At 63.9% G+C, this 16,469-nt stretch carries 14 protein-coding genes and 1 pseudogene; 13 read left to right on the forward strand and 2 right to left on the reverse strand.

Features of this window, described 5'->3' with window-relative positions:
* Positions 1 to 4: 4 nt before the first annotated feature.
* Complete coding sequence (locus ACP15I_RS14435; protein WP_424975627.1) at positions 5 to 1,030, forward strand: glutathione S-transferase C-terminal domain-containing protein; 1,026 nt, start codon at positions 5 to 7, stop codon at positions 1,028 to 1,030.
* 6 nt (positions 1,031 to 1,036) lie between these two features.
* On the opposite strand, the gene ACP15I_RS14440 is transcribed toward ACP15I_RS14435, so the two are convergent.
* Positions 1,037 to 2,053, reverse strand: coding sequence for a LacI family DNA-binding transcriptional regulator (locus tag ACP15I_RS14440; RefSeq protein ID WP_424975628.1), 1,017 nt, complete (start codon positions 2,051 to 2,053; stop codon positions 1,037 to 1,039).
* A 91-nt stretch (positions 2,054 to 2,144) separates the two neighbouring features.
* Between ACP15I_RS14440 and ACP15I_RS14445 the strand changes: the two genes are divergently transcribed.
* The 12 genes and pseudogenes from ACP15I_RS14445 to ACP15I_RS14500 all read left to right on the forward strand — a co-directional run bounded on the left by ACP15I_RS14445 (position 2,145) and on the right by ACP15I_RS14500 (position 13,578).
* A complete protein-coding gene (locus ACP15I_RS14445; RefSeq protein WP_424975629.1) occupies positions 2,145 to 2,393 on the forward strand; it encodes an ATP-binding cassette domain-containing protein in 249 nt (82 codons plus the stop codon).
* Positions 2,394 to 2,431: 38 nt separating this feature from the next.
* The gene (locus tag ACP15I_RS14450; RefSeq protein WP_424975630.1) at positions 2,432 to 3,649 is read left to right on the forward strand and encodes a sugar ABC transporter ATP-binding protein; all 1,218 of its coding nucleotides are present in this window, start codon (positions 2,432 to 2,434) and stop codon (positions 3,647 to 3,649) included.
* An 11-nt stretch (positions 3,650 to 3,660) separates the two neighbouring features.
* Positions 3,661 to 4,680 carry an ABC transporter permease gene (locus ACP15I_RS14455; protein ID WP_424965235.1) on the forward strand — a complete coding sequence of 340 codons (1,020 nt, stop codon included), beginning with the start codon at positions 3,661 to 3,663 and terminating at the stop codon, positions 4,678 to 4,680.
* Between the two features lie 23 nt (positions 4,681 to 4,703).
* Positions 4,704 to 5,045 carry a hypothetical protein gene (locus ACP15I_RS14460; protein ID WP_424975631.1) on the forward strand — a complete coding sequence of 114 codons (342 nt, stop codon included), beginning with the start codon at positions 4,704 to 4,706 and terminating at the stop codon, positions 5,043 to 5,045.
* The gene (locus ACP15I_RS14465) at positions 5,018 to 5,683 is read left to right on the forward strand and encodes an ABC transporter permease (protein WP_424975632.1); all 666 of its coding nucleotides are present in this window, start codon (positions 5,018 to 5,020) and stop codon (positions 5,681 to 5,683) included. Before ACP15I_RS14460 ends, ACP15I_RS14465 begins: the two co-directional genes overlap by 28 nt.
* Before the next feature lie 79 nt (positions 5,684 to 5,762).
* Positions 5,763 to 6,911, forward strand: a complete 1,149-nt coding sequence (locus ACP15I_RS14470) for a substrate-binding domain-containing protein (protein WP_424975633.1) — start codon at positions 5,763 to 5,765, stop codon at positions 6,909 to 6,911.
* Between the two features lie 101 nt (positions 6,912 to 7,012).
* Positions 7,013 to 7,963 carry a YncE family protein gene (locus ACP15I_RS14475; protein ID WP_424975634.1) on the forward strand — a complete coding sequence of 317 codons (951 nt, stop codon included), beginning with the start codon at positions 7,013 to 7,015 and terminating at the stop codon, positions 7,961 to 7,963.
* On the forward strand, positions 7,960 to 8,970 hold the full coding sequence (locus tag ACP15I_RS14480) for a 4-hydroxythreonine-4-phosphate dehydrogenase PdxA (protein WP_424975635.1): 1,011 nt from the start codon (positions 7,960 to 7,962) through the stop codon (positions 8,968 to 8,970). Before ACP15I_RS14475 ends, ACP15I_RS14480 begins: the two co-directional genes overlap by 4 nt.
* 13 nt (positions 8,971 to 8,983) lie before the next feature.
* Entirely contained in the window at positions 8,984 to 10,159 is a 1,176-nt protein-coding gene (locus tag ACP15I_RS14485; protein WP_424975636.1) for an L-rhamnonate dehydratase, read from the forward strand.
* A 3-nt stretch (positions 10,160 to 10,162) separates the two neighbouring features.
* A complete protein-coding gene (locus tag ACP15I_RS14490) occupies positions 10,163 to 11,074 on the forward strand; it encodes a dihydrodipicolinate synthase family protein (protein ID WP_424975637.1) in 912 nt (303 codons plus the stop codon).
* Between the two features lies 1 nt (position 11,075).
* Positions 11,076 to 12,578: pseudogene (locus tag ACP15I_RS14495) on the forward strand (aldehyde dehydrogenase (NADP(+))).
* A 76-nt stretch (positions 12,579 to 12,654) separates the two neighbouring features.
* Positions 12,655 to 13,578, forward strand: a complete 924-nt coding sequence (locus ACP15I_RS14500; RefSeq protein WP_424975638.1) for an SMP-30/gluconolactonase/LRE family protein — start codon at positions 12,655 to 12,657, stop codon at positions 13,576 to 13,578.
* Positions 13,579 to 13,632: 54 nt separating this feature from the next.
* Here the strand turns inward: ACP15I_RS14500 and ACP15I_RS14505 are convergent, their stop codons facing one another.
* Positions 13,633 to 16,368, reverse strand: coding sequence for a hypothetical protein (locus ACP15I_RS14505; RefSeq protein WP_424975639.1), 2,736 nt, complete (start codon positions 16,366 to 16,368; stop codon positions 13,633 to 13,635).
* Between the last annotated feature and the right edge of the window lie 101 nt (positions 16,369 to 16,469).

The raw sequence follows: 16,469 nt of genomic DNA on the forward strand, positions 1-16,469 counted from the left end.
GCCCATGACAGGGGATATCTCGACCGAAGAAGACCAGACCGACCTGCAAACACGCCGGGCACGGGGCGAATTCGTGCGTGGCGTGAGCGGGTTTCGCCGGGCCATCGGCGATCCGGAGACCCCGGCAGAGCCCGGGCGCTATCACCTCTTCGTGGCGCTCAACTGCCCCTGGTGCCACCGGGTGACCCTTGCCCGCAGCGTTCTGGGTCTGGAACAGGCGATCACGCTGGATATCGCCTTTCCCAATCGCACCGGCGAGGACGATCCGGAGGGTCCCAACCTGTGGGAGTTCGCGCCGGACCGCATCGCCAGCCTGACCGGCGCGCCGTTGCCCGAATGCACCGCCGAAACCGGGACCGGCGCGGGCCTGCGCCTCGCAAAAGAGGTCTATCGCCGCGAAGGGTCTGAGGAACAGTCGGTCCCGATCCTCTATGACAAGCGCGCGCAGCGCATCGTGAACAATGAAAGCGCCGAGATCATCCGGATGCTCGACGCCCATGCGGATGCTCTGGGCAGCACCGTGTGTGCGGATGCGCGCGTGGTGCTCTGGCCCCAAGATCCGGCCCGACAGGTCGAGATCCGGGAACTGAATGACCTGATCTACACCACGATCAATAACGGGGCCTACAAGGCGGGGTTTTCGTCGGACCAAGAGGTCTATGCCACGGCCTTTGCCGCCTATTTCGACAGCTTGGACCGGCTGGATCAGCTCCTGTCGGATGGCCGGGCTTTTCTGACAGGTGACGCGTTCACCGAGGCCGATCTTCGCCTGTTTCCAACGCTCTACCGCCATGACCCGGTTTACATGCTGCGCATGAAGCTGAACGGCGCGCGGATCCTCGACTACCCCCATCTGTGGCGCTGGCTTTGCCGGGTCTACGGATTGCCGGGCGTCGCGGAGGCCGGCTCGCTGCGCCATTGCCGGCAGGGGTATTTCGGCCGATCCTGGAACGGCGTGGTGCCCCTCGGCCCGCTCAAACCCATGCCCTACCCCGAGGCCTATGGCCATCCGGAACTCGCCGAGGGCTAGGGCAGGCTAGCCGCGCCAGACGGTCTCGCCCGCGATGAGCTTGAACCCCACATCGCGCTTGGGTTCGCTGGGTTGACCATTGATCTTGGCCAGCAGCATTTCCGCTGCGATCTGGCCGATTTTGAGATGCGGGATCGCCGTCGAGGTCAGGCGCCACGGCTGGATCGAGGCGCTCGGCAGATCCCCCCAGCCGGCGATCCCGATATCCTCGGGGATCCGCAGTCCAGCCTTCTGGCAGTATTGCAGCCCGCCAACGGCCATGTTGTCGTTCTGGTAGTAGATGACTTCGACCTGCGCGCCCGTGGCCAGCAGTTGCTCTGTCCCATAGAACCCGGTGTAGAACCCCGGCGTGTCGCGGAAGAGCAGCTGTTTTTCCAGCACACCACCGGCATCGCTCACGGCCTGACCGTAGCCACTGAGCCGGGAACTGGCCGCGTTACCCGTATCGTGGCTTGTCCCCACATAAGCAAATTTTTTGTACCCAAGACCAGACAGATAGCGGCCCATCTCATAGCCGCTGTCATAGTGGTTCAACCCCACGGACATATCGAGCGGGCTGGAATTCAGATCCCAGATTTCCACCACCGGCAGGTTCGACCCGCTGAGCATCTGGATCGCCCGCGAGGTATGGGACCGCCCGGTGATGATCAGCCCGGCGGGCTGCCACGACAAAACCGTCTCGATCCATTTTTCTTCTTGTTCTAGAGCATGTTCCGTCAATCCCAGCACGGTCTGATGCCCGAAGGATCCGAGCTTGCGATCGATCCCCTCGAGCACTTGTGCAAAGATCTCGTTCCCCAGTTCGGGGATGCTGACCCCGACGAAAGTGGACTTCTTGTCCCCGGCAAAAACAGTCGCGAGACGATTCGGGAGGTAGCCCAAAAGCTCCACTTCAGCCATGACTTTGGCGCGCGTTTTCTCCGAGAAGCCGCCCTCGTCACGCAACACGCGACTGGCCGTCATCTTGAAGACGCCTGCGCTATGCGCCACCTCTGCCAAGCTTATCTTATTGTTTTTGTTCATCTATAACCTGATTTATCTCGGTTACGTTACGGGTAACTCAATGCTCAGGTCGCATTTGAAAGTGCCCAGCTGCCTTGGGAGGGGCGGACGTATGCTGCATGACCTGCGAAACAACCTGTTCTTCAATGGCGTCAAAAAGCATTTCGGGGGCACCTATGCTCTGCGCGATGTGTCCCTGAATGTCGAACGCAGCGAGATCGTGGCCCTGCTGGGCGAGAATGGCGCGGGCAAATCCACTCTGATCAAGATCCTCGGCGGCATTCACAGGGCCGATGAGGACGGGGTGATGATCAACGGCCAGCCCTATGAGCATCGTCCCGGCAGCTTTGGCGAACGGTAATCGGTGGCCTTCATCCACCAGGATCTCGGCATGATCGAATGGATGAGTGTGGCCGAGAACATCGCGCTGGCGCTGGGTATTCCCGCAAGGGCGGGCTTATCAAATGGGACGAGGTCACCGCCTTTGCCCAGCGCGCGCTGGACAAGGTGGGCTGCGATTTCGACCCGACCACGCGGGTGCAGGACCTGTCGCGCACCGAGAAATCTCTGGTCGCCATCGCCCGGGCCCTCGCCGTGGAATGCGATTTTCTGGTGTTGGACGAGCCCACCGCGTCGCTTCCGGCCGATAAGGTGGAACGGCTTTTCGAAGCGCTCCGTCCGCTCAAGGATCAGGGCGTCGGGATGATCTATGTCTCGCACCGGCTCGACGAGATCTTTCGCATTGCCGACCGGGTCGCCGTGCTGCGCGACGGAGAGCTCGTGGGGCTGCGCGACATCGAACACACCACCCCCGAAGAGCTGGTCTACATGATCGTGGGGCGCAAGGCGCGGCAGGTCATGAAGCCCAAGCTGACCCGGGGCGACACGATCCTCAAGGTTTCGAACCTGCGGGTCGAGGCGGCCGGACCGGTGGATTTCACCCTCCACAAGCAAGAGATCGTGGGCCTCGTGGGGCTGCGCGGCGCCGGGCATGAGGGGGTCTCACGGGCGATCTTCGGCGCCGAGGCTTTCACTGGCCAGATCCTGCTGGATGGCGAGGTGCCGGACCTGACCTCGCCCCAAACCGCGCTCACCTCGGGCATCGGGCTTGTGGCCAAGGACCGCACCGAGGAATCCGTGGCCATGTCGCTCAGCATTCGCGAGAACACCTTTCTCAACCCTGCTGCCTTTGGCCGGGCGCTGTTTTCCTTCATGAGCCCCAAGACCGAGACCGCCATGGCCGAACAGATCGGGGCAGACGTGGCGCTCTCGCCCAATGACCAGAGCATGGCGATCGAGAGCCTGTCGGGCGGCAACCAGCAGAAAGTGGTGATCGGGCGCTGGCTTGAGACCAAGCGCAAGCTGCTGATCTGCGAGGACCCGACCGCAGGCGTCGATGTGGGGGCCAAGGCCGAGATCTATGCCCTGCTCAACCGCGCCGCCGAAGAGGGGGTCGGCATCGTCGTCGTCTCCACCGATTTCGAAGAGGTCGCGGCGATCTGCCACCGGGCCATCGTGTTCAGCCAGGGCGCCATCGTCAAAGAGCTCTCCGGAGCCGAGTTGACGACCGAGAACCTGATCCAGACCGCATCCGCGTCGAACGCTGTTGAGAGCTAAGGAAGAAGACTATGCAATCGCTTGAATCAAACGCTCTCGAGCCCACGAAAGCCGAGCTGAAGAACGCCTCGCTCAAGACGCGGGTGATCCGGTTCCTGCCGGTCTATGGTCTGGTGATCCTGACAGCGATCCTGATCGTGCTGTTCTCGATCCTCTTGCCGAACACCTTTCCGACGATGCTGAACCTGCGGGCGATCATCTCGGACAAGGCGATCATCGCGCTCTTGTCTCTGGGGGCGATGATCCCCATGGTGGCAGGCCGGATCGACCTGACCGTGGGCTATGGCATCGTGCTGTGGCATGTGCTCGCGATCTCGTTGCAGACGCTTTACGGCTTCCCCTGGCCCATCGCGGTCATGAGCGTGCTGGCCCTGGGCCTTCTGACAGGGTTCCTGAACGGGATGCTGGTGGAGATCGCCCGGATCGACAGCTTCATCGCCACGCTCGGGACGGGCACCGTGCTTTATGCGCTGGCCCTGTGGCACACCGGTGGCCGCCAGATGGTCGGCGCGCTGCCCGAACCGTTCTATGCGATCAACGGCACCTTCGTGTTCGGTCTGCCGATCACCGGCTTTTACGTGCTGGGCCTGACCATCGCCATGTGGCTGATCCTCGAATACACGCCCATCGGCCGCTACCTCTATGCCATCGGCGCCAACCAGCGTGCGGCCCAGCTCAACGGCATCAACACCCGCAAATTCGTCATCGGCGCCTTCATGTCCTCGGGCTTCATCACGGCCTTTGCCGGGGTGCTCTTGGCCTCGAAGCTGCGGATCGGTCAGGCCTCCGTGGGTCTCGAATTCCTGCTGCCGGCGCTGGTCGGAGCCTTTCTCGGCTCGACCACGATCAAGCCGGGTCGGGTCAATGTCTGGGGCACGGTGGTGGGGGTTGCGATCCTCGCCGTGGGGATCTCCGGCATCCAGCAATTCGGCGGCTCGTTCTGGGTTGAGCCGATGTTCAACGGTGTGACCTTGCTGATTGCCATCGGCATCGCGGGCTACGCACAGCGGCGCAAGGGCGCCAAGAAGTAAGCATAAGCATCAGGGAGGAAACCATGCTTAGAAGATCCTTCACCACTGTCTCCGCCGCGGCCTTGATGGCCGGACTTGGCTTCACCGCCCTCGCCGAGACCCCGTTCGACGGCCCGACCACGGGCCCCAAGGCCGCCGAAGGCAAGTCCATCGTCGTCGTGGCGGGCGATCTGAAAAATGGCGGGATCCTCGGGGTGACCAATGGCATCGAGGAGGCCGTGGCCACAATCGGCTGGGACCTGCGGGTGCTCGACGGGGCAGGCTCGATCCAGGGCCGGACCGCCGCCATCGGTCAGGCGCTGGCGCTGGTCTGGCGCTGCTGCTGGCCAAAGGGCTGGTGCTGGCACGGTTCCCGGACCTGCTGACCGAGATCGGGCGCGGCACCACGCCGTTCTTCATCCCGACCCCGGCTGTAATCGGGATCCTGACCATGGTCGCCGGCTACTACATCCTGCAGCGCACCTATTTGGGCCGCTACACGGTGGCCATCGGATCGAGCCCGGAATCGGCGGAACTGACCGGCATCGGTGTGAACCGTCACAAGGTCTATGCCTATGTGCTCTGCGGGGCCTGTGCCGCGCTGGCCGGTCTGATGCTGACGGGCAAACAGAACGCGATCCAGGCAACGATGGCCCCGTTCTTCAACCTGCACGTGATTGCGGCGGTTGTCGTGGGCGGCACGTCCCTCTTCGGAGGCCGCGCGTCGATCATCGGGTCGTTCTCGGGCGTTCTGCTTCTGGCGATGATGCTGAACGCGCTGGTGACCCTGCGGATCGAGTTCTTCTGGCAGCCGGTCGCCTCGGGCTTCGTGATCATCAGCTCCGTCGCGCTCTACGCCTGGATCCAGAAAAAGGACCGCGATGGCGCGGGCGGATGGCTCGCCGACCTGAAAACGGCCGAGGGCATGAAGATGGTCAGATTTGCAGCCGCGATCATCGGACTTCTGATTGCCCTTCTCGCAATCGGCGGACTGACAGCTGGCGACGTCGTCGCAAGCGGTTGACCCAAGTTTTCGGCGGCCATGAGACCCATGGCCGCCGGGAAACCCCAACAAACCAATACGTAACGGGAGGAACGAACGTATGAAACTTCTGACAACAACAGCAATGGTCGCCGCCACGGCACTGGGCACAGCGGCTTTCGCAGACGGTCACAGCACCCTGCCCCTGAAAGAACTGCCCGACATCGCCGAGCGCGATCACTGGGTGCCCGCCGAGGTGAACGCAGATGGCACGCTTGAGGCCATGCAGGCCGTCGTGGGGGCGGAGGCCGTGAAGTTCACCGGCAGTCTCGACAAGCCGATCCAGATCGCGCTGATCTATCCGTCCTCGGACACGTCCGATTTCTGGGCGCGCAACTACCTGGCGATGACCAAGCGTCTGGACCAGCTGGGTGTCCCTTACGAGACGACCGAGTTCGCCTCGCGCCAGATCGAGCACTCGCTGCAAACCACCTATGCCAACCAGGTCGTGCAGGACAAAGATCTCTATGACTACGTGATCTTTGGCCCGTCCGAGCTGGCGGTTCAGGCCGACAATATCTCGAAGCTTGCGGCGGAAACCGACGACCTGACGACCTATGTCTGGGCGTTCCACACGCCGCTGAAGGACATGACGGCGCAACCTGCAGCCTGGTTCGACTTTTCGTCGGCGGCGGGTGCGCTGACCATGTGCGACTACATGCTGGGGCGGTTGGGCAACGATGTTACCATGGCGATGAACCGCGGCATTCCCGGGATCACCGACAACCAGCGTTCGGGTGACTTCAAGGCCTGCGTCGAAGAGAAGGGCAACTGGACCACGGTCTATGAGCACTATGGCGAGTACCAGCGCGAAGGCGGCTTTGCCGGCACCTCGCTGATCCTGCAATCCTACCCCGAGGCCAAGATCATCCACAACGCGAACACCGCGATGGCGATGGGCTCGGTCGAGGCGCAGGTCTCTGTCGGCAAGGAGAAAGAGATCTTCTCGACCGGTTGGGGCGGCACGGGTCTCGAGCTTGACGCGATCCGTCGGGGCGAGCTGGATGCCACGCCCAAGCGCATGGTCGATGATGTGGGTGCGGCCACGGCCGAGGCGATCAAGGCCGATCTGGAGGACCGCGCGGGCGAGCTGCCCTTCGTCTTCCTGGGCCGGATCACGGTCGCCCATGACCAGATGAGCGCCGAGGAGATCGACGCGCTCGAGAAGGAAGCCTTCCGCTTCTCCGGCGTCGGCGCGCTGCAACGCTGAGCCACGCGTCGGGCGGGGCACGCGCCTCGCCCGACACACCCCCAGACCACCCGCCGCAGAACCCGGCAGCCACAAGAAGGGACATCCCCATGGCGCAATCCATGATGCTAATTGAGAAATGCAGCCATTGCGTGAGCTGGTACGACATCGAGACCGGCGCCCTGCAAGGTCGGTTGGGTCTGCCGGATTACCCCCATGAATTCGTCGTCGATGACGAGTTCCGTTACGCCTATATCGGCCATTACGGCGTGCAGAATTCCGGGATTGACGGCACTGATGGCCGCTCGGTGATCGTGGTCGACATCCGCAAGCAGGAGGTCGCCCATATCTACGATCTGGGCGAACATGCCCGCCCCCATGGCATCGGCCTCGACGGTCAGGGGCGGCTTTATGTGCTGTCGGAATGGACCGGGTATCTGCTGGTCAAGGAGAACCCCCGCGCCTTTGACCAGGGTTGGGACCACATCACCCCGACGGGTGGCAGCAAGTGCCACCTCTTTGCCCTGACCGAGGATGGCCAGACCGCCTATTCCATGAACCTGACCTCCGGCGACGTGACGGTCTTCAACCCCTATGACGCGGCGGTCGCTCCGGTCTCGATCAAGACCGGTGAGAAACCCGAGGGCCGCTGCCTGCGCGAGGCCGAGGGCATCCTCTATACCTCGCAGCGGATCTCCAACACGGTGGCGGTGATCGACACCGGCAGTCTCGAGATCCTGCGCAGCTTTCCGACCCCCGATGATCCCTGCCGGATCTATTATGACGGCAAGCGGAACCGGCTCGTGACCATGAACCACCATGGCGGGTCCTTCTCGGTCTTTGACGAGGCCACGGGCGAAATGCTTCACGAGCAGAAGACCCCCGCGAACCCGCTGGCGCTGTGCATCGATGACGAGGCGGCCTTCGCCTATATCGCCATCGATTGCGAGCAGGTGCAGCGGTTCAATCTCGACACATTCGAGGTCGTGCAGACCTTCGACACCGGCAAGGAGCCTGACGTGATGGTCATCCTGCCGGACGGATTTTCAAAACACTGGGAGGGGCGGGCATGAGCAAGCCACGCATCGCCATCGTGCCGGGGGATCCCTCGGGCATCGGACCGGAACTGATCGCCAAACTGCTGCAGAGCGACGAGGTCCGTGCGGCCGCCGATATCCTGCTGGTGGGGGACAGCCATCTCTGGCAGCAGGGCGCGGCCCAGGCCCAGACCGAGCTGGAGCTTGCCACGATCTCCGAAGAGGCGATCACGCAACAGCACGGGCTCTCCCATCTGGAGATGGACACGATCACGCCCGAGCAGGTGCAGGTGGCCGAGGTCACCGTGCTCGGCGGCACGACCTCCTTGCGCTGCCTCGACAAGGCGATGGATCTCGCGATGGCCGGGCTCGTGGACGGGATCCTCTTTGGCCCGTTCAACAAGGCGGCCATGACGGCGGCGGGGCTGAATGCCGAGGATGAGCACCGCTATATGGCGCGCTATCTCGGGCATGAGGGCTACCATTCCGAGCTCAATGTCCTCGACGAGCTGATGACCACGCGGGTGACCAGCCATATCGGGCTGAAGGATGTGGCGGCGAACATCACCGAGGCGGGCGTGCTGCGTGCCGTCAACCTTGCCAATGACACCCTGCGCAAGGCGGGCAAGGCCCGGCCCCGGATCGCCGTTGCGGCGCTTAATCCCCATGCGGGCGATAACGGCAAGTTTGGCCGCGAAGAGATCGAGATCCTCGAGCCCGCCGTCGCCTCGGCCCAGAAACGCCAGATGGATGTGACCGGCCCCTGGCCCTCGGACACGGTGTTTCTCAAGGCCCAGCGCGGCGAGGTCGATGCGGTCGTGACCATGTATCACGACCAGGGTCAGATCGCGATCAAGCTCATGGGGTTCGAGCGCGGCGTGACCGTGGCGGGCGGGTTGCCAATACCGGTAGCGACCCCGGCCCATGGCACCGCTTTCGACATCGCCGGACAGAACAAGGCCAATGTAGGCGCGACCCGGCAAGCCTTTGATTTGCTGGTGCGCATGGCCAAGACACACCGCGCCGAACGCGACGCGGCCTGAAGGAGACACTCAGATGACCAAGATCAAATCCGTCCGCACGCGGGTGTGGAACTGGACCGGCCCCACGGTCCCGCCCACGGGGAATTTCTGCACCAACGCCTCGGATGCGCTCTGGGACAAGGGCGATGCCATGTCCTCTTTCCGGTTCCACCAGTGGCTGACCTGCGAGATCGAGACCGAGGACGGTACCGTGGGCATCGGCAATGCCGCCCTCGCCCCGACCGTGGTCAAGACCGCGATTGATGACTGGTTCGGTCCCATGGTGATCGGCGAGGACCCGTTCGACTACGCCTATCTGTGGGAAAAGATGTACCGCCGGTCCCATGCTTGGGGCCGCAAGGGGATCGGGATGACCGCGATCTCGGCGGTGGATCTGGCGATCTGGGACCTGATGGGCAAGCTCGCGGGCAAGCCGGTGTTCAAGCTGCTCGGCGGACGCACCAAGGAGAAGATCCCGGTCTATTACTCCAAGCTCTATGCCGGTCCGATCGAGGCGATGCAGGCCGAGGCCGAAGAGGCGAAGACGCACGGCTACCACTCCTACAAGATGCGCTTTGGCTATGGTCCCAAGGATGGGCCCAAGGGAATGCAAGAGAACCTCGACCGCGTGCGCGCGGTGCGCGAGGTGATCGGCGATGACGCGGACCTGATGCTCGAATGCTATCAGGGCTGGAATGAGGACTACACCAAGCGGATGCTGCCTAAACTGGCGGAATTCCAGCCCCGCTGGCTCGAGGAGCCGGTGATCGCCGATGATGTCGAGGGCTATCGCCAGCTCAACGCTATGAACATCATCCCGATCTCGGGCGGCGAGCACGAGTTCTCGGTGATCGGCTGCAAGGACCTGATCGCGACCAACGCGGTGAGCATCCTGCAATATGACACCAACCGCGTCGGCGGCATCACGGCGGCCCAGAAGATCAACGCGATCGCCGAGGCCTTTCAGGTGCCGGTCATCCCCCATGCCGGGCAGATGCACAACTACCACCTGACCATGGCCAACGCGAATTGCATGATCTCGGAATACTTCCCCGTCTTCGATGTCGAGGTCGGCAACGAGCTCTTCTACTACATCTTCGAGGGCGACCCGGATGCGGTCGACGGCTTCATCGATCTCGATGACGACCTGCCTGGTCTCGGGATCACCATCACCGACAAGCACCTGCACAATTTCGAGATCACGGAGTAACGCATGACCCAATATACAGGGATATGGCCCGTCGCCCCGACCCCGTTCCAGGAGGACGGATCGCTCGATTTGGAGGGGATGAAACGGGTGCTCGACTGCCTGATCGATCAGGGCGCGGACGGGATCTGCGTGCTTGCGAACTTCTCCGAGCAGTTTCTGCTGGCCGATGAAGAGCGCGAGATCCTGACCCGGCTCTGCGTCGAACATATCGCAGGCCGCGTGCCCGTCATCGTCACGATCAGCCATTACGCCACCCGCATCGCGGTAGGGCGCGCGAAGCTCTGCAAATCGCTGGGCGTGGATATCGTGATGATGATGCCGCCCTATCACGGCGCGCTGATGAAGGGGAATGCCAGCCAGACCTTCGAGCAATTCGCCGCCGTGGGCGAGGTGGGCGTGCCGATCATGGTGCAGGACGCACCGCTCTCGGGGGTGGATCTGCCGGTGCCGCTGCTGGTGCGCATGGCGCAAGAGATCGAGGCGGTGAAGCTTTTCAAGATCGAATGCCCGCGCGCGGCCAACAAGCTGCGCGACCTGATCGCGGCGGGTGGAGAGGCCATCGAGGCGCCCTTTGACGGCGAGGAGGCGATCACGCTTCTTGCCGATCTCGACGCCGGGGCCACGGGGTCGATGACCTCCGGCATGATCTTGGATCAGATCAAACCGGTCATCACCCATTACCATGCGGGCCGCATCGACGAAGCCACCGCCGCCTATGGTCGGGTGGCCATGGCGATCAACCACGAGAACCGCCAATGCGGCTGGCTGTCCTGCAAGGCGGCCATGGTCGAGGGCGGCGTGATCGCCTCCGAGGCCTGTCGCCATCCCATCGAACCGCTCCATCCGGCCATTCGCGCCCGGATGATCGACCTTTTGAAACCACTGGACCCGTTGGTCCTGCGCTGGGGAAAGTAGCATGCTCTACGGTAAGAACCTGATTGATGGGGCCTGGGTAGGCTCCGAGACGACCTTGGCTTCGGCCGATCTGGATGGGCAGGTCTTTGCCCAGGCCAATCCCGAGCAGATCGATGTGGCCTGCCGGGCGGCGCGGCGCGATTTCCGCGCCTATTCCGCCCTGCCCCGGGCAACGCGCGCCGCGTTCCTGCGCGCCTGCGCCGAGCAGATCGATGCGCTCGGCGACGAGATTACCCGCACGGCCATGGCCGAAACCGGCCTGCCCGAGGCGCGCCTTGTGGGCGAGCGGGGCCGGACCACGGGGCAGCTCCGGATGTTCGCCGACTTGCTGGAGTCGACAGAGTATCTCGACATCCGCAAGGACGCGGCTCTGCCGGATCGTGCGCCCCTGCCCCGTCCGGACCTGCGCCTGATCCAAAAGGCCATCGGCCCGGTCGCGGTGTTTGGCGCCTCGAACTTCCCGCTGGCCTTCTCGACCGCCGGGGGGGACACGGCCTCGGCCCTGGCGGCGGGGTGTCCGGTGATCGTGAAGGGCCACGGCGCCCATGCGGGCACAGCCGAGCTGGTGGGTCAGGCGATCGCCAAGGCCATGGAAGCCTGCCAGATGCCCTAGGCCACGTTCCAGATGATCCAGGGGGCGAGCAACGAGACCGGCGCGGCGCTGGTCACCCATCCCGAGATCGCGGCAGTGGGCTTCACCGGGTCGCTGGCCGGGGGCCGCGCGCTCTTTGACCTGTGCCAGGCGCGCCCGGTGCCGATCCCGTTCTACGGCGAGCTGGGTTCAATCAACCCGATGTTCTGCCTGCCTGAAGCCATGGCCGCGCGCGGGGCCGAGATCGGCAGCGGCTGGGCGGGTTCGCTCGCCATGGGCGCGGGCCAGTTCTGCACCAACCCCGGCATCGCCGTGATGGTGAAGGGCCCCGAGGCCGACGCCTTCGAGGAGGCCGCCGTCACGGCCCTGCGGGGCACGGCCGAGCAGGTCATGCTCACCGATGGCATCAAGGCCTCTTACGAGAGAGGGGTGAAGACCCTGTCGGATCTCGCAACAGAACTGGCCTCCTGTGGTGCGCCCAAGGGAAGCCGCGCCGCGTTTCCGGCGATGTTCAAGGTCTCAGCCAAGGAATGGATGGCCACCCGCGCGCTGCAGCATGAGGTGTTTGGCGCGGCGGGGATCCTCGTTCTGTGCGAGGACACCCCCGAGATGGAGGCCCTGGCCGAAGCGCTAGAAGGCCAGCTCACCGCAACCCTGCAGATGGATGCAGGGGATACGGCGCTGGGGCAGACCCTCTTGCCGATCCTCGAAGAGAAAGCCGGGCGCATCCTCGCCAATGGTTTTCCCACGGGCGTCGAGGTGGCGCCTGCCATGATGCATGGCGGCCCCTACCCGGCCAGCACCGATGTGCGCGGCACCTCGGTGGGCACACTGGCCATCACGCGATGGCTGCGTCCGGTGAGTTATCAGAACATCCCCGATACACTGCTGCCCGCGGATCTGCGCGACTGAGCCGAGCACACGCGCGGCGGGACCCTGAAGCGGGTGCCGCCGCGCCTGACCACATCATCCATGGAAAGGACGCACCATGACTTTCGGCGTCATCGAGGGCACGGGGTTTGGGGTGATCGAGCCCGAATTCTCCGCCTGTTTCATCGGCCTTGCCCGGGTCGAACGGCTCTGGACCGGGGCGCGCTGGTCCGAGGGGCCGGCATGGTTTCCCGCCGGGCGTTACCTGCTGTGGTCCGACATCCCCAACAACCGGCTGATGCGCTGGGACGAAACGGACGGGTCCGTCTCGGTCTTTCGCCAGCCCTCGAACAACACCAATGGCAACACGGTCGATCCGCAGGGGCGGCTGGTCTGCTGCGAGCATCTGACCCGGCGCGTGACCCGGACCGAGCCTGACGGGAGCGTCACCGTTCTCGCCGACCGCGTGGAGGGCAAGCGGCTGAACTCGCCCAATGACGTCGCGGTGACCTCGGACGGCGCGATCTGGTTCACGGACCCGTCCTACGGGATCATGATGGATTACGAGGGCGACCGCGCCGAGAGCGAGATCGGCGCCTGCCATGTCTATCGGATCGACCCGGGCACCGGTGCGGTGGTGGCGATGGCCACGGATTTCGTGAAACCCAACGGGCTGGCCTTTTCCGCCGATGAAAAGACGCTCTTCATCGCCGATACCGGCGGCACCCATGATCCGGACGGCCCGGCCCATATCCGGCGCTTCGACGTGGCCGAGGGGGGCACGCGCCTCTCGGGTGGAGAGGTCTTTGCCACCTGCACGAAAGGTTTTTTCGACGGGTTCCGGCTCGACCGGGATGGCCGGATCTGGAGCTCGGCCGCCGATGGCCTGCACTGTCTTGCCCCCGATGTCCGGCTGATCGGCAAGATCCACCTGCCCGAGATCGTGGGCAATGTCACCTTTGGCGGGGCCAAGAAGAACCGCCTGTCTGCAGCTGCGACCAGCTCGCTTTACTCAGTGTTCCTGAACGTCAACGGCCTCTGAGCCGGGCCGCGATGTCGGACAGACGGGAGGGGCCCTTGGCCCCTCCCCGCGGTTTTATCCCAGATCCATGCCGAGATCGGTCAGCGCCTGTACCAGCGGGCTGGCCTCGTCAAGGATCCCGCTCCAGGACGGCGCGCTGAGGCTCTGGGCCGTGAGGTCTTCGGCCTGCACCCCGTCGAGCACCACGAAATCCCCGCCATTGCCCAGCACCTCGAAGACAAGGCTGTCCTCCTGCTCGGTCACGGCGATCTGGTCACCGGAGAACGAGCCGAAATCGAACGTGTCCTCGGCCGGATTGAACCCGGCGATCGTGGTGGTCGAGCCATAGCTCCAGCCCAGGGTATAGGCCTCGGCCGTGCCATCGGAGAAGACCACGGTGTCGCCCTCGCCCGGGGTCCCGCCAGTGTCCCCACCGTCCCCTCCGTCGCCGCCGGTGTCACCGCCATCACCACCGTCGCCGCCATCGCCCTCATAGATCGACCCGGTAAGATCGCCCGTCCGGGTCTGGAACCCGTCCGTGCTCGCCCCGGCGGGGGCCTCGGGTGTCAGCAGCATGGTCCGGTCCACCAAGGTGACGTCGTTCTGGTCGAAGCCGAACGGATCCTCGAGGTTATCCTCCATCACCTGGTCGAAATGGAACTCGACCATTCCGGGGATCAGTTCGGCCTTGGTCACCCCGGTGAAGGTGAAGCTCTGGCCACTGGGCAGCGACGAGATCACCAGCCCTTCGGCGCTGTCCTCGACACTCAGCCGCTCGCGGGTGCCAAAATAGAGGAAGCTGATCTTCATGGAGGTCGGGTCGAACCCGTCGATCACCTCGCTCGCCCCGTATTCGTGGCTGCGGATATAGACCGTGTCATCGGCGCGGGGGCCGACCCCTTGCTCCCACGAGACAACGCCGCCGAGATCCTGGCGCAGATGCTCGTTCCCGACCACGCCGAAACTGTCGATGGTGACATCCTGATAGGTGACGCCCTGCACGATCTGCGCGGCCTCGGACCAGGGGCTGTCGATCACGATCTCACCGGCTTCGGATTTGGTGATGATCATGCCATGCACCGAGGTGCCGCCGAAATCCAGCTCGTCCCGCGTGATGTCGAAGCCAACGATGTCATCGGCATTGCTGTCGGCCTTGTACTTCACGCCGTCCGCCTCGGTCGCACCGGTGGTTTCGGGCGGGTTGGAGCCGTCATTGTCATAGCTGAGCGTATAGCCCTCGCCATCCTCGGGGGTCGTATTGACCGCGCCGAGGGCCGCGGCGATCTCGTTCTGGACCCCCTGATTGGCGGCGGTGATATTGGCCAGCGTCAGATCGTCGAGGCCAAAGCCGGTGAACACGATCTGCTTGGTCTGACCGTTCTGGGTCAGCTCGATCCGGACCGTCTGGCCCAGCGCATCGCCGGATTCCTCGAAAATGTTGAAGGCATCGGCGGTGACATCGGCCTCGATCTCGATCATGTCGCCCATGCCGGGCATAAAGCCGTCGATCACCTGCGCGGGCGTGTCGAGATTGATATAGACATGCTGATGCATATGGCCATTGCCATGCCCGTCATCACCGCCATCCCCGTGACCATCGCCCCCATCGCCGCCGTCACCATGCCCATCGCCATCACCGCCATCACCATGGCCGTCCCCGTCGCCCATGCCGGAGCCATCCCCGATCAGGCCCAGAACCTCCGCCGCGGCGGTGTCATCCAGAATGGTGAAGTTGGCCGCCGAGAGATCCCCAAGCGAGACATTCTCCAGCGTGGTGGACTGGTTGTTGGAGGGCACGAAGAAGGTCACGCCAAACGCGGTGCCCTCATCGGCGGTGTATTCCACCACCTCCAGCGCATCCGCCCCGATCCAGTCGATGAAGATCGTGTCCGTGGCCGGGTCGAAATCCGAGATCACGGTATCGCTGCCATAGGACCACGTGATCACGACATCCGCGGTCTCCTTGGTGACATTGGCATCGCCATTGCCCGAGGGCCCGGTCCCGCCAGTGTCGCCGCCATCGCCCGAGCCATCACCCGAACCATCACCTGTGCCGTCGCCGGGTCCGTCACCGCCGGGCGTGCCGAGCCCCTCATCGCCCGTCTTGCGGTCTTCGAAAAAGGCAATCGCCTCGTCCACACTCGGGCTGTCATAGCCGCCATATTCCTCGATATAGCGCAGGATCGACGTGCCATTCTCATCCGTGGACGCCCCGCCGCCGAGCAGCAGGTTGACCGTGCCGAAGGCACCGCGCAGATGCGAGGCCGCCATCAGGCCGGTCACCGTGATCTCGACCGAGACGGTCGAGCCATCCACGTCCTGATAGGTGAAGGTCTCGCCGATGAAGTCATCGAGGCTGTAACCCTGATAGCCAAGCTGCTGCTCGATGATCTGCAGGTTGAACCCGAACGCCTCCTGGATCGCGACCTCCTGCGCCTCGGCGGTCATGAAGTCGTCGAGCGAGGTGACCCCGGCCTTGCCGGTCCAGTCGCCATCCCAACGGTTGATCGTATCGCCGCCCAGGTAATAGACGTCATCATCGTAATATCCGAGGTCGATCAGCAACGCCTCGCCGAACTGGTATCCGACAAATCCCAGCGAGTTGGTGGAGCGATAGGACATCGCATCCCATTCCGCGTCGGTCAGGTCGCCCCAGCTGCTATAGCCCGGATAGAACTCGGTGACCGGCCCACCGGCCCACTGGTCGAGCTGGGCGTCGATGATGATGCCGTTGTCGTACCGATCCCGATCCCAGCCGGATTCAAACGCCCGCAGCGCATCGCGAAATTCTTCATAAGTCCCTTTGGACATTGTTTTCCTCTCAGCAACAATTGATGGCCAGCCCGGTGATTGCGGGCTCTGGAGGTCACATGGCAGGGCGGGGCGCGTTTCGCTTGGGCCGACGCGCCAAA

The sequence above is a fragment of the Dinoroseobacter sp. S124A genome, assembly GCF_049801015.1.
In the GTDB taxonomy this organism is placed as follows: domain Bacteria; phylum Pseudomonadota; class Alphaproteobacteria; order Rhodobacterales; family Rhodobacteraceae; genus Dinoroseobacter.

Coding starts and splice junctions, on each gene's coding strand:
- ACP15I_RS14455 (WP_424965235.1), top strand. CDS start 3,661: ATGCAATCGCTTGAATCAAACGCTCTCGAGCCCACGAAAGCCGAGCTG.
- ACP15I_RS14500 (WP_424975638.1), top strand. CDS start 12,655: ATGACTTTCGGCGTCATCGAGGGCACGGGGTTTGGGGTGATCGAGCCC.
- ACP15I_RS14435 (WP_424975627.1), top strand. CDS start 5: ATGACAGGGGATATCTCGACCGAAGAAGACCAGACCGACCTGCAAACA.
- ACP15I_RS14490 (WP_424975637.1), top strand. CDS start 10,163: ATGACCCAATATACAGGGATATGGCCCGTCGCCCCGACCCCGTTCCAG.
- ACP15I_RS14475 (WP_424975634.1), top strand. CDS start 7,013: ATGATGCTAATTGAGAAATGCAGCCATTGCGTGAGCTGGTACGACATC.
- ACP15I_RS14470 (WP_424975633.1), top strand. CDS start 5,763: ATGAAACTTCTGACAACAACAGCAATGGTCGCCGCCACGGCACTGGGC.
- ACP15I_RS14480 (WP_424975635.1), top strand. CDS start 7,960: ATGAGCAAGCCACGCATCGCCATCGTGCCGGGGGATCCCTCGGGCATC.
- ACP15I_RS14445 (WP_424975629.1), top strand. CDS start 2,145: ATGCTGCATGACCTGCGAAACAACCTGTTCTTCAATGGCGTCAAAAAG.
- ACP15I_RS14450 (WP_424975630.1), top strand. CDS start 2,432: ATGGATGAGTGTGGCCGAGAACATCGCGCTGGCGCTGGGTATTCCCGC.
- ACP15I_RS14440 (WP_424975628.1), bottom strand. CDS start 2,053: ATGAACAAAAACAATAAGATAAGCTTGGCAGAGGTGGCGCATAGCGCA.
- ACP15I_RS14485 (WP_424975636.1), top strand. CDS start 8,984: ATGACCAAGATCAAATCCGTCCGCACGCGGGTGTGGAACTGGACCGGC.
- ACP15I_RS14505 (WP_424975639.1), bottom strand. CDS start 16,368: ATGTCCAAAGGGACTTATGAAGAATTTCGCGATGCGCTGCGGGCGTTT.
- ACP15I_RS14460 (WP_424975631.1), top strand. CDS start 4,704: ATGCTTAGAAGATCCTTCACCACTGTCTCCGCCGCGGCCTTGATGGCC.